The sequence below is a fragment of the Rhodococcus sp. AD45-ID genome (assembly GCF_003023755.1).
Taxonomy (GTDB): Bacteria; Actinomycetota; Actinomycetes; order Mycobacteriales; family Mycobacteriaceae; genus Rhodococcus_F; species Rhodococcus_F globerula.
The window spans coordinates 902,612-915,890 of sequence record NZ_PYHL01000001.1 but is presented as its reverse complement, the minus strand read 5'-3'; the positions used below and the strand labels follow the sequence as shown (position 1 = coordinate 915,890).

The following is a 13,279-nucleotide window of genomic DNA, read 5'->3' as shown; positions in this document are numbered from 1 at the left end:
GTTCGGACAGTTAGCACCCGCGGAAGCGCGGAAGTATGGCGTGCATCACATTCGCACCTCACTACTTCAGGGAGTTTCCGATGACGGCAGTAGCCGAGCACACCATCAGTTCCGCGGTACAGGGATTCCTGAACGGCCCGAAAAAGCTATACATAGGCGGCGAATTCGTCGACGCGGCCTCCGGCAAGACCTTCTCGACGTACAACCCGGCTGACGGGCAGAAGCTCACCGACGTGGCGCACGGCCAGGCCGAAGACATCGACCGAGCGGTACGCGCTGCCCGCACAGCTTTCGAAGACGGACCGTGGTCGCGCATGAAGGCAAACGAGCGCGAGCGGATGATCTGGCGCGTCGGCGACATCCTCAGTGCCCGCGCCGAAGAATTCGGCCAGCTCGAAGCTCTCGACAACGGCAAGTCCGTCGCCATCGCCACAGCAGTCGACGTGGCCTGGGCCGCAGACGTTTTCCGCTACTACGCGGGATGGGCCACCAAGATCGAAGGCAGCACGGTCAACGTGTCCATGCCCTTCTCTCCCGGCGGCGAGTTCCACGCATACACACTGCGTGAGGCGATCGGCGTCTGCGGACTGATCGTGCCGTGGAACTTCCCGCTGCTCATGTCGTCGTGGAAGCTTGCCCCAGCACTTGCCGCAGGCAACACCGTTATCCTCAAGCCGGCCGAGCAGACTCCGCTCACCGCTCTGCTTCTTGCCGAGGTCTTCGAGGAAGCCGGCTTCCCGCCCGGCGTTGTCAACATTGTTCCCGGCTTCGGCGATGCAGGTGCTGCACTGTCCGGCCACGACGACGTGGACAAGATCGCGTTCACCGGTTCCACCGAGGTGGGTAAGAAGATCGTCGACGCCGCCAAAGGCAACCTGAAGAAGGTCACGCTCGAGCTCGGTGGCAAGAGCCCCAACATCGTATTCGCCGACGCGGATTTCGATTCCGCGGTGGAGGGTTCACTCAACGCCTGGCTGTTCAACCACGGTCAGTGCTGCGTTGCGGGTACTCGTCTGTACGTCGAGGACACCATCTTCGAGAAGTTCACCGAAGCCGTCGCGCACGCTGCGAGCCAGGTCAAGATCGGTCCGGGCCTCGATCCCACCACCCAGCTCGGGCCGCTGGTGTCGCAGGAGCAGTTCGACAAGGTCACCGGATACCTTCGCGAGGGAATCGCCGACGGCGCACGCGCACTCACCGGCGGCAACCGCTGGGGCGATCAGGGCTACTTCGTCGAGCCGACGGTTTTTGTCGACGTCAAGCCTGAGTTCTCGATCGTCCAGGAGGAGATCTTCGGACCCGTCGTGGCGGCACTGCCGTTCAACGCGGACGACGGACCCATCACTGCCGCAAACGATTCCATCTACGGCCTGGCCGCCGGCATCTGGACTCGTGACATTTCCAAGGCCCATCGCACGGCCAAGCGTCTCAAGGCCGGCTCGGTGTGGATCAACCAGTACAACGGCTTCGACACCGCGATGCCTTTCGGCGGATACAAGCAGTCCGGCTGGGGCCGCGAACTCGGCGCATCCGCCATCGACCTCTACACCCAGACCAAGGCCGTCAACATCGCTCTCTGATCGACCCCATCGCACATTCTCTCGTCCGACAATCAAGGAGATCACCAGTGAAGACCAAAGCTGCTGTACTGCTCGAGCCCGGAAAGCCTTTCGAGATCATGGAACTCGACCTCGACGGCCCGGGGGTGGGTGAGGTACTGATCAAGTACACCGCTGCCGGACTGTGCCATTCGGATCTGCACCTTACCGACGGTGATCTCCCACCGCGCTACCCGATTGTCGGTGGGCACGAAGGTTCGGGCATCATCGAAGAGGTCGGACCCGGTGTCACGAAGGTCAAGCCGGGCGATCACGTCGTGTGTAGCTTCATCCCGAACTGCGGCACGTGCCGCTACTGCTCGACCGGTCGTCAGAACCTGTGTGACATGGGCGCCACCATCCTCGAAGGTTCCATGCCGGACGGGTCCTTCCGGTTCCATGGCAACGGCCTGGACTTCGGCGGAATGTGCATGCTCGGAACATTTTCCGAGCGGGCCACCATCTCGCAGCACTCGGTCGTCAAGATCGACGACTGGCTTCCCTTGGAGACCGCAGTGGTCGTCGGTTGCGGCGTGCCGTCGGGCTGGGGAACCGCCGTCAACGCCGGTAACCTCCGCGCCGGTGACACCGCGGTGATCTACGGCATCGGTGGCCTCGGTATCAACGCGGTCCAGGGCGCCGTTTCGGCCGGCTGCAAGTACGTCGTTGTGGTCGATCCGGTTGCGCTCAAGCGGGAGACCGCACTGAAATTCGGTGCAACCCATGCCTTTGCGGACGCCGAGAGCGCTGCCGTCAAGGTCAACGAATTGACGTGGGGCCAGGGCGCAGACGCCGCACTGATCCTGGTCGGCACCGTCGACGAGGACGTCGTCAGTGCAGCGACGGCCGTAATCGGCAAGGGCGGCACCGTGGTGATCACGGGACTCGCCGATCCTGCCAAGCTGACCGTTCACGTGTCGGGTACCGACCTGACGCTGAACCAGAAGACGATCAAGGGCACGCTGTTCGGATCCATGAATCCGCAGTACGACATCGTGCGCCTGCTGCGTCTCTACGATGCGGGTCAGCTCAAGCTCGACGAACTGATCACCAACACGTACAGCCTCGAAGACGTCAACCAGGGCTACCAGGATCTGCGTGACGGTAAGAACATCCGTGGCGTGATCATTCACGACAAGTAGGACAAACTGCTGTGCGCCTTTGTTAACCGCGGTCGGTTAATAAAGGCGCACAGCGGTTTTTGCTTTTTTCAGGATCTGCATCAGCTTCAACAATGCCGAGAATTTCGCGAACACCGTCCGCCCGACTACCGAGCCGAACGCTGCGGAGTCCGTTGCGTCGAGGGCGTCGAGTAGATCGCGGAAGCTCTGGACTTGTTGCGCCATAACGTCGATGTCCACGTGTGTGGCTGTGTCCGGTTCGCGCAACGCCAGCAGGTATTGCGGCGCTGTCACCAATGCGACGGCCGGAATCTTGCGCTCGAACAGCGGTTCACCCTCACCGAAATGAATGACGGGGCAGGGGGCGACGATTCGACGGTCGCCGCTACCGATGTCGCGCCACAGCGGTGCGACGATATCGTGGACTTCCCGACTCGTCGCGTACAGCAGTTCCGGTTCCGGGGTCGCGTCCAACGTATAGGTGCCGAGTACGGTGTCCTCGGTGTCGCCGAGAGCGCCCAGATGCTCGATTGCTATCCCGGCCACCGCGCGTGACTGGCCCGCTTCGCCTTTCCACATGTCGGGGTGGGCCTCCAGCCACGTCGACGTTGCCTGTCCGTGTTCGGACACCGCGGGAATACGCAGGTGACCGGTGGTCAGAACAAACACGTACGACCGTCGATGTGGCTGTGCAACAGCATGGCGAGCCAACTCCATCATGCCGAGGTGGCCGTTCTCCTCGACCCCGTTCGTCCCGTCGCTGTGTGTGATGACCAGAATCGTTTCCGATGGTGAAGTGCCGGGGGAGACGGCCCAGACGGTGTCGGTTGTTGTTCCGGGATGCAAGGTTGCGTCCAATACGAGAGTCGCCTGCTGACCGGAATGGGCGGCAGCAACGACCTGTGCGCCCTCGTCACCCGCCACCCACACTGCCGGAATATCGTGATACGGCTGAGTGAACGGAAGATACTGTCCCAGAGCGTTGTCCGGTGCAATGCCACGCCACACCGCGATCACGCCGAGGACACCGGATTTGCGGGCCTTCTCGAGTTTCGGCCCCAACAGCGTCGCGGAGAGCACCGGATTGCGCAGGGTCTCGTCCGTCACCATCGGTCCCCACTCACTCACCAGCAGCGAGCGCGGGAGGTCGACGTGGGGAACCTCGATCACAGCGATAGCACCTTTGGCCTTCGACCACGAGGGGCGCTTGGCATTCAGATAGACCAGACGTGCGGTGATCCCAGCCGGTCCGGTGAGTCCGGAGTAGGGGAATGCGGACGAGACTCGCACCGGTCCGGTCGGCAGTTCGATGCGCAGTCCGTCGGCACGCTGAGGTAGATCCCAACGCTCGAAGGTGTGCGAATCACGGTGTACCTCTAGTCCGAGATCCACGAACTCACGGGCGACTTCCTCGACCACCGCATGATGCGCGTCAGTGCCGGTCAATCGAGGTCCCAGGGCGTCGAGGCGTTGTTGCCCGGACTGAAGTAGGTCGCGGTCGACGCTCTGGCCGTGTGTCATGCGGATGCCTTTCGTGGGGGCTTCTTGGCAAATATCTAGTGCCATAACGCGAATCGGACCGTACCGTATGACGTGGCACCGAGAGTCCACGGCGAGAGAGGCTTACGTTGGCTACCTATTTGTACAGGCTTGGGAAGTTTGCATTCCGTCACAAGTACCTTGTGTTGGCAACGTGGGTGATCGTCATCGCGATTGTCGGCGGCGCGATCGGCGCTACCAGCCCGACGTTCTCGAAAGAATTCAATCTTCCCGGCACGGATTCCCAGCGTGCCACCGAGCTGATGAACGAGAATTTTGCGGCTGCGGCAGAGCAACAAAGTAAGGCATCCACCAGCATTCTTGTCGCGGCCGACGACGGACTTGCTGCGCACAGTGATCAGATCGACCAATTGATCGCGCAGGCAAAGACTCTCCCGGACATCGTTGATCCCGAAACGATCGTCAATCCGGTCGCCCTCGCGGCGGCTGAACCGGCGCTTGCCAGTGCCGTACTGGGCGACGACGGCAAGGTGGGGTTGATCCAGCTCAACCAGTCGATCCGCATCGAGGATCAGACGCAGGCCAACAAGACGGCTTTCCTCGATCTGATGGCCAAGTTCCGTACCGGCGGTTTGCAAGTCGAGGGCACCGGTTCGTTGATGCAGGTCCAGACTGCTGGCGGATTGTCGGAGATGCTTGGCTTCGCGGTGGCGTTCATCGTCATGATCGTGGCCTTCGGTGCACTGATCGCGGCGTTCATTCCGCTGTTCACCGCGATACTCGGCATCGCACTCGCAACGCTGACCGTGACGCTCGGGGCGGGATTCTTCGACATCAACGAGGGTGTCACGGGCATCGTGACGATGATCGGCATTGCCGTCTCGATCGACTACGCGCTGTTCATCGTCTCGCGGTACCGCAGTGAACTCAATCTGGGTGGTAGTAGGGAGGCAGCAGTCGGTCGTGCGGTGGGCACTGCCGGCTCCTCCGTCGTTTTTGCCGGCCTGACCGTTGTGGTTGCCTTGGCAGCGCTGGCCGTGGTGGGTGTACCGATGATCACCCAGATGGGAATCTCGGCTGCGATCGCCGTGATTATCGCGGTGTTGGGCGCGATCACGTTGATCCCGGCTGTTCTCGGGGTGTTCGGCCGCTTTGCCTTCTCGCCGCGCATCCCCGGCCTGCGTCACGGAGACGAGCCCGAATCGATGGAATCGAACGGGCACCGGTGGGCGAAAGTGGTCACCAAGTACCCGTGGCCTATCGCCGGCATTGCGTTGGTTCTGCTGGTGATCGCCGCGATTCCGATGACAAAACTCGAGCTCGGGCTGTCCTTCACTCAGGACGAGGAGCAACCGGCACTCGCGCTGATGCAGCGAGGTTTCGGTGAGGGTGTCAACGGCAAGTTGTTCGTTGTGCTCGACTCTCCCGAAGGGACAGACATCACGCCCGTCGCAGCCAAGACGATTGCGTACATCAAGGGTCTGGACAACGTCGCCACGCCGGATCTCCTGATGTGGACCGGCAACGGCCCGGACGCGGCCAACCCAACCGTTGGGGCAAACTCCGCCCTGATCGCCGTAACTCCGCAGCTATCGCCGAGCGGTCCCGAAACACACGAGTTGATGGATCAGATCCGCGAATACGGGTCGACGGTGAAAGCCGAGGGCGCTGAACTTGGCGTCGCGGGTCAGACGGCGATTGTTGCCGACATGTCGTCGAAACTCAGTTCCGCCCTCATTCCGTATCTGATTGTGGTCGTCGGGCTGGCGTTCATCATCATGATGGTCGTCTTCCGTTCGATCCTGGTTCCGCTGACTGCAACTCTCGGATTCCTGTTCTCCATCTGCGCCACGTTCGGTGCCACGGTGGCGATCTTCCAAGAGGGCGCATTCGGGTTGATCCAGCACACCCAACCGATCATCTCTTTCCTGCCGATCTTCATGATCGGTGTGGTCTTCGGTCTGGCGATGGATTACCAGGTATTCCTCGTGACTCGAATGCGTGAGGAGTACGTACACGGATTGTCGGCAAAGGACGCCATCATCTCGGGGTACACCCACGGTGCGCGAGTGGTCGCGTCAGCGGCGATCATCATGATCTCGGTGTTCGGCGCGTTCATGTTGTCGTCGGAAACCACCAGCAAGATGATGGGCTTCGGACTTGCTGCTGCAGTCTTCTTCGACGCCTTCATCATTCGCATGATCGTGATTCCCGCGGTCATGTCGATTCTCGGAGACTCGGCGTGGAAGCTGCCGGCCTGGCTCGACAAGATCCTGCCCAACGTCGATATCGAGGGCGAAGCGATCCGGCTCATCCCGATCGAACAGGATCCAGACGCAGATCCGGTGCCTGTCGGGGTGTAATGACTTCTCCAATGGAAACCATCCGGTTGGTAACAAAAGTCGGTGCCGCCGCGACAGGTCCGGGGAGAGGCAACGCCTGCCTGGCGTGCCCTGAGGAAACTGCGAGGGCTGGTGGCCGACAAGAATTCCGGTTCCGATCGGACCGAAAAGTGGACGGTCGCGCTCACGGTGGTCTCGTTGATGGCCGGCGGCATCGTCTTTGCCGGAGTAGTCGATCGATGGAGCGGTTCGGACTCCGGTGAACTGACTGCGTCGTCCGTCGGAACGACGCAGTCGACCGAGGAGACGCAGGCCGAGGAGAATTCGGAGTACACCTACGTAACACCAACGGTGGTGTACCCGACGAGTATCCCGGGATGCACCAGCGTCGAGTCGCCTGGCGACGGCTTGTCATCGATCTCGTACTGGTCGACCGGGGCACAAACCTACGACGATCCACGGTTCCCGTGGTTCTCCGCGCCCAAGGCAACGGTGATGTCCGAAGCCGTCCAGCGGTCGCTGCCGGCTGTCGCCGAGATCGAGTTCGCAAGCCCGGAACGATCGTTGAACTTCGGGCCCCTCCACGTTCCGTCGGAGTCGTCCGAACTGCCAGAGGGGTTCTCACTCGAGGAGATGGCGGATACGACGGCATCCGCGACGCTGGTACGGGACGGAAAGGCCGGAGCACTCGACATCCGGGTGACGTCCCATACGGGCCCGGTTCCCCCGTGTATTGCCGGCTCGCTCGTCGAGCGCCGCACCCTCGCTGACGGTTCTGTCGTGGACGCGCAGGACACGTGGAGCGAAACCAACGGCGTTCGCACCCTGTCGCGTTCAGCGCTTCTGTACGGCGCGGATAAAACCTTCATCCAGGCGAGCGCGACCGACGGGGTCTATGCCGGTAGCCCCGGGGTCGAGATCAGTGGAGTCGTTCCGTTGACCGTCGAAGAACTGATCGCTTTGGTCAGCCTTCCGCAACTGCGCATTACGGCGCCGGTTCCAACCGGTACGGCACCTATCCAGCCCGGTTGCCAAGGATCGACACTCGACCCGTCCGGGCGGAAGCTGGATCGTGGCACCGTCGACGAGCTGGGAAGAGCTCTCCAATCAGGTTGGCGTGCGGCACCTCCCGGAATGCCAGTTCTCGAACCTGCGCTCGGGAGATTGGTTCTGGCCGAGAGCGACACCACGACTGCCTGTCAGGATCTTGTAGCGCGATCGGGCGGCAACGAGTCGGATCTGACTATTTCGATCACCAGCGGGCAGCCACTTCCCAAGGCGCCGAACAAGTACGACCCTTCGTACGACGGGCATCCGAAATCGGTGGTGACCGCCGAGGACGGCGCTGTGATCGTGCGCGACGAGCGTCATTACTCGGTCATGCCGATGGTGAATGGTGAAAGCACTCGCGAGGCAACGAGTGAACAGAGTCGGTCGGTAACTCTGACACAGCCCAATGGAACGCGGGTGTCGGTTCGTTCGTCGGCAGCGTCGCCGAACATGCCGATGACATATGAGCAATTGGAATTTCTCGCAACGATCGACGGGCTGGAGATTCGATGACCGAGGGGCTTTCCTCGCGGGCACGTCTGCGCATCGCGGCAGCTGCCGCGATAGTCACCGTTGCCGCAGCAGTGGTTACCGTGATCGATGCCGGGAACCGCGCCCATTCCGTTGACGTCGGGGCGCCGCTGTGGACCGTCGACGCCGCCGACGTTCTCGGACGGGAGTTCGCAGTCTTTCGCAGCCCGCTCGGCGGAACCGAATTCAACATGGAGATGGGCGGATTCATCGACGCGGGCTCGATAGTGGTGACAATGGCAGGTATGCCGGACCGGCAGTCGTACTCCCTCGACGACGCGGAACTCGTTGCGCTCGATGCCGAAGACGGCTCGGTGCGCTGGCGCGCGTCGGCCGTCGATATCGGTGGGTGTTCTCCGGCATTGCTGGACGGTTCGCTGCTCTGCTACTCCGGGCCGTATGTCTCTGCCGCCGCGTACTCGGTTTTCGACATCGAGAGCGGCGAGCGTCGAGACGTTGTCACGCCGTGGTCACCGATCATCGCGGTTGTCTCGGGCGATGACGTCCTGGCCCTCGAAGGTGATATCGAGAGCAACGACGTTCGTGTCCACAGTGGAAGTGTCGACGATCCGGAAGCCAACTGGTCCAAGGCATTCGACGTCGGCGGATCGTGGGAATCCGGCTACGTCGAGCCGGTGATGTCGGTGCGCGGCGATCTGGGCCTGATTTCCCTCGACGAGACTCTGGGTTTCGATCCGGAGACCGGCGATCAACGGTGGTTGTACGGCTACACCACGTGCTCGACCACGCACACATCCTCTGACGGTGTCACTTTGGTTTTAGAACGTGATTGCCAGAACGATGGGCAGGTGACAAGAGCGTACGCAATTGATCAGTACGGGCACGAATTTGCCAGTACGGATTTCGTGTCTTCCGGATCGGGATCGTATTTCAGTTTGCGTTACAGCCGTGACCAACTTGCCGGGGATTCGACTCCGATTATTCTGGGGGACAGCGGTTTCGACAGAAAGACCGGAGAGAAGCTGTGGACCAACCAGGAGGTGCTCGGTTCTGCGCAATCCTTGGCGGTGATCGGAGATGTGGTTGCTGTGACGAGCGCCGACGGTACGATCCGGTTCGTTGATCTGTCCAACGGGGAGGTCCTGTGGGATACCCGTACCGAACGTACCGGCGAGATTCTGTGGGACGGTGATCTCGTCGTAGACGAAGGAATTGTGTACGGAGTGAATCCGCGAACGGGTCAGCGCACCTGGGAGGTTCGCGTGGAACCGGATGGAGACGATGGTGTTGGCACCTGGGTGCAACCGCGCGAGTTGTGGGGAGGAGAGCGGGTGCTGTTGCGCTCGAGTGAGGACCGCATCACTGCGTTGAAGCGCTCGTAAGTGCACCGGCCTGCGGCGCCGGAAATGCTCTTTCCGGTGAAGGGATCAATCTCCTCCTCCTAGAGCGGTGGAATTCCTGGCGGCGCTCACACCGGTGACGGTGGATTGCGACAAGATAACTGCAGAGTGTACGGCAGGGTGGGAATCGAACTTCTTCAGTGTTCCAGGGCATCGTAGTGTGTATTGCTGATGAGTCGCCACGTGTAGTGCGCTGTGTGTCGGTCGCATCTGGCGGCCGTGTATTTCAGGTTGCATCTCGGACAATAATTTGGACAACAGGCGACTGTTACCTGTGACTGTGGTTATTGTTCGACTGGGCGGAGATTTTTCGGCCGCACGCATGCACGACATGTGAGAGGGGCTGTCATGGGACAGATCATCGGGACCATTATTTTCGGTGCAGTAATCGGAATCCTTGCGCGCCTGGTGCTGCCAGGTAAGCAGCAGTACGGGATGATCATCACCATCGTCCTCGGTGTCGCCGGTGCATTGATCGGATACTGGGTTTGGGGCGCCATCTCGGACAAGGGTGATACCGACGGAATCGACTGGATTCGCTGGATCATCAGCATCGCGGCAGCTGCAGTTCTGTCCCTCGGCTACAGCGCCGTGACGGGCAAGAAATAGGCATATCGCTTGGTCTGAAAAGTGCGCCCTCCCCATAGAGGAGGGCGCACTTTTGCCTGGGCAGAAATCTGTCTAGGCAGTGATCAGAGCCCGCGCTGTAGACGCAGGGCATTGAGAAACTGAGTCGGTAGTTCGAGTTCGACGCTCTCGTCGTCGGGATGGGGGAGAGCTTTGATCTTGGCGAACTCGTCGTTGAGTCGCTCCATCTTGACGTCCAGACGGTGTGCGGCGGCTGCGGCTTCGGTGAGCTCGTCGAGCAGTTCGGCCGGCACGTCCCGGTTGTACTTGTAATAGATCTTGTGCTCGAGACTGGCCCAGAAATCCATTGCAATGGTACGGATCTGGAGTTCGATCGGCACGTAAGAGACGCGGTCGCTCATGAAGACGGGCACTTCGACTATGAGGTGCAGACTCTTGTAGCCGTTCGGCTTGGGGTTGGCGATGTAGTCCTCGCGCTCGATCACCCTCAGGTCCGACTGGCTGGTGAGCATTTCGGCGATCCGATAGGTGTCGGAAATGAAGCTGCAGGTAATGCGCACGCCGGCGATGTCGAAGATGTTCTTCGAGATGTCCTCGATGGTGATCGGGATGCCGAGTCGCTCGGCCTTGCGCATGATGCTCTCCGGTGTCTTCACCCGAGATGCGACGTGTTCGATGGGACTGTACTGATTGATGTGGGTGAACTCGTCCTTGAGGATATTCACCTTGGTCATCAGTTCGGCGATACCGAATTGGTACAGCATCATGAATCGGGAGAACTCGGTTCGCAGTTCGGCGAAATCTGTTCGACTGATTCCACTACTGTCTTCCACGTTCGGCACGGCACCCTCATCTGTTAGCTGGTGTAACCAGTCTGCCACTGATTTTGCGGTGTCCGGTTCAGGGCGTGCGTAGTGCGGCGAGCGTCATAGCGCGCAGAACGCGGCGCGTTCGGGCAGGCGACGCCGGGTTGGCGCTGTGCGGAGTTGAGTTGATCAGGCCGAATGTGGCGTGGGCCTTGATTCGCGCATCGGCTTCGTCGAGTGTCGGATCGAGCTGTTCGAGGACTCCGACCCACAGTTCCACGTATTTGCGCTGCGTCTGGCGGACTTGCCGTCTCGCGTCGGCCGGCAGGCTTTCGAGGTCGCGATCCTGGATGCGGATCAGGTCCGGTTCACCGAGTGCGAAGTCGAGATGGAACTCGACGAGGGCGTCGAGCGCTGACGTCGGGGAGTCGGCTGTCTCGGTTGCGGCCGAACCGCCCTCGTACAACCGGGTGCTGATCCCGACGAGTAGTTCGACCAGGACGGCATCCTTGTTGGGGAAGTGCCGGTAGACGGCAGGTCCGCTGATTCCGGCGGCGGCGCCGAGATCTTCGAGTCGAACGCTCACGAATCCACGTTCGGCGATCAGGCGTGCGGCGGCGCCGAGGAGTTGACGTCTGCGATCTGCCTTCATCTGATCGCGCCGGGTCGGAGCCGTTACCTGCTCAGAGGGCATTCTTTTGATCTTTCTTCGCGTGTGACCTGGACAACTCAGTTAATCATAGTTAATCTAGTTTCAGTTATCGAGCATTAACTCATGGCGAAGGCGGCGGGATGACTCCCAGTGGAATCACGCAAGGGTCGGGATACCGATCCGATCACACCGTTCTGGTGGATGAACTGAAGAAGAAACTGGCTCAAGCCGCCCTCGGCGGCAACCAGAAATCGAGGGATCGGCACGTCAGTCGAGGGAAACTGCTTCCCCGGGATCGGGTGGATTCACTGCTCGATCCGGGCAGTCCCTTCCTGGAGTTGTCCCCGCTGGCCGCAAACGGCCTGTACGACGACGAGTGCCCCGGTGCCGGCGTGATCACGGGAATCGGCCGGGTGTCGGGGCGCGAATGTGTCATCGTGGCCAACGACGCAACGGTCAAGGGTGGCACGTACTACCCGATGACGGTGAAGAAGCATCTGCGTGCGCAGGAAGTGGCGTTGCAGAACAACCTTCCTTGCATCTACCTGGTCGACTCCGGTGGCGCCTTCCTGCCGCGTCAGGACGAAGTCTTTCCGGACCGTGAACACTTCGGCCGGATCTTCTACAACCAGGCGACTATGAGCGCCAAGGGGATTCCCCAGATCGCTGCAGTTCTCGGTTCGTGCACCGCCGGCGGCGCCTACGTACCGGCAATGAGCGACGAGGCAGTCATCGTTCGTAATCAGGGCACCATCTTCCTCGGTGGACCGCCGCTGGTGAAGGCTGCGACCGGCGAGATCGTGACAGCCGAGGAGCTTGGCGGCGGCGACCTGCACTCCAAGGTCTCGGGCGTCACCGACCATCTTGCCGAGGACGACCGCGACGCACTTCGGATCGTGCGCAACATCATTGCCACACTTGGCCCCCGCTCCGAGCGCCCGTGGGACGTGATCTCGACAGTTCCGCCCGTCGCCGACCAGAGCGAACTCTACGATGTTGTCCCGACCGATCCCCGTACACCGTACGACGTTCACGAGGTGATCACCAAGCTCGTCGACGGTGGCGCGTTCCAGGAGTTCAAGGCTGAATACGGCAAGACGCTCGTGACCGGTTTCGCCCACATCGAGGGCCATCCGGTCGGAATCATCGCCAACAACGGCGTGCTCTTCGGCGAATCCGCCATGAAGGGTGCACATTTCATCGAACTGTGCGACAAGCGCAGTGTTCCGCTGTTGTTCCTGCAGAACATCGCCGGCTTCATGGTGGGACGCGATTACGAGGCCGGCGGCATCGCCAAGCACGGCGCCAAGATGGTCACGGCCGTCGCGTGTGCACGGGTTCCGAAGCTGACGGTGGTCATCGGCGGTTCGTACGGCGCGGGCAACTACTCCATGTGTGGACGCGCGTATTCGCCTCGGTTCCTGTGGATGTGGCCCAACGCGCGCATCTCGGTCATGGGCGGCGAGCAAGCCGCGTCGGTGCTCTCGACAGTTCGCAGCGAACAGCTCGACAGCGCTGGTAACCCGTGGTCGGCTGACGACGAAGAAGCGTTCAAGGCGCCGATCCGTGAGCAGTACGAGGCGCAGGGCAATCCGTACTACTCCACTGCTCGACTCTGGGACGACGGCGTGATCGACCCGGCAGATACCAGAACTGTTCTCGGCCTGGCTCTTTCGGTGTGTGCAAACGCGCCGATCGAGCCGGTCTCCTACGGCGTCTTCAGGATGTGA

10 protein-coding genes are annotated in these 13,279 nt (G+C 61.2%); 7 read left to right on the top strand and 3 right to left on the bottom strand.

Annotation, left to right across the window (positions count from 1 at the left end; all coding sequences use genetic code 11):
• Nucleotides 1-80 precede the first annotated feature (80 nt).
• Nucleotides 81-1,580 carry an aldehyde dehydrogenase family protein gene (locus tag C7T36_RS04080; RefSeq protein ID WP_045071237.1) on the top strand — a complete coding sequence of 500 codons (1,500 nt, stop codon included), beginning with the start codon at nt 81-83 and terminating at the stop codon, nt 1,578-1,580.
• Nucleotides 1,581-1,627: 47 nt separating this feature from the next.
• The gene (locus C7T36_RS04075; protein WP_033236951.1) at nt 1,628-2,740 is read left to right on the top strand and encodes an NDMA-dependent alcohol dehydrogenase; all 1,113 of its coding nucleotides are present in this window, start codon (nt 1,628-1,630) and stop codon (nt 2,738-2,740) included.
• Nucleotides 2,741-2,776: 36 nt separating this feature from the next.
• On the opposite strand, the gene C7T36_RS04070 is transcribed toward C7T36_RS04075, so the two are convergent.
• Complete coding sequence (locus C7T36_RS04070; RefSeq protein ID WP_045070866.1) at nt 2,777-4,240, bottom strand: hypothetical protein; 1,464 nt, start codon at nt 4,238-4,240, stop codon at nt 2,777-2,779.
• 107 nt (nt 4,241-4,347) lie between these two features.
• On the opposite strand from C7T36_RS04070, the gene C7T36_RS04065 reads away from it, so the two are divergent.
• The 4 genes from C7T36_RS04065 to C7T36_RS04050 all read left to right on the top strand — a co-directional run bounded on the left by C7T36_RS04065 (nt 4,348) and on the right by C7T36_RS04050 (nt 10,112).
• Nucleotides 4,348-6,582 (top strand): MMPL family transporter, encoded by a 2,235-nt coding sequence (locus C7T36_RS04065; RefSeq protein WP_045070865.1) that lies wholly within the window; start codon nt 4,348-4,350, stop codon nt 6,580-6,582.
• A 111-nt stretch (nt 6,583-6,693) separates the two neighbouring features.
• On the top strand, nt 6,694-8,124 hold the full coding sequence (locus C7T36_RS04060; RefSeq protein ID WP_052683640.1) for a hypothetical protein: 1,431 nt from the start codon (nt 6,694-6,696) through the stop codon (nt 8,122-8,124).
• Nucleotides 8,121-9,485, top strand: a complete 1,365-nt coding sequence (locus C7T36_RS04055) for a PQQ-binding-like beta-propeller repeat protein (RefSeq protein WP_045070864.1) — start codon at nt 8,121-8,123, stop codon at nt 9,483-9,485. Before C7T36_RS04060 ends, C7T36_RS04055 begins: the two co-directional genes overlap by 4 nt.
• 366 nt (nt 9,486-9,851) lie before the next feature.
• Nucleotides 9,852-10,112, top strand: coding sequence for a GlsB/YeaQ/YmgE family stress response membrane protein (locus C7T36_RS04050; protein WP_045070861.1), 261 nt, complete (start codon nt 9,852-9,854; stop codon nt 10,110-10,112).
• Nucleotides 10,113-10,195: 83 nt separating this feature from the next.
• Here the strand turns inward: C7T36_RS04050 and C7T36_RS04045 are convergent, their stop codons facing one another.
• A complete protein-coding gene (locus C7T36_RS04045) occupies nt 10,196-10,924 on the bottom strand; it encodes a GTP pyrophosphokinase family protein (protein WP_045071233.1) in 729 nt (242 codons plus the stop codon).
• A gap of 67 nt (nt 10,925-10,991) precedes the next feature.
• Nucleotides 10,992-11,591, bottom strand: a complete 600-nt coding sequence (locus C7T36_RS04040; protein ID WP_033236945.1) for a TetR/AcrR family transcriptional regulator — start codon at nt 11,589-11,591, stop codon at nt 10,992-10,994.
• A gap of 98 nt (nt 11,592-11,689) precedes the next feature.
• Between C7T36_RS04040 and C7T36_RS04035 the strand changes: the two genes are divergently transcribed.
• Complete coding sequence (locus C7T36_RS04035; protein ID WP_045070858.1) at nt 11,690-13,279, top strand: carboxyl transferase domain-containing protein; 1,590 nt, start codon at nt 11,690-11,692, stop codon at nt 13,277-13,279.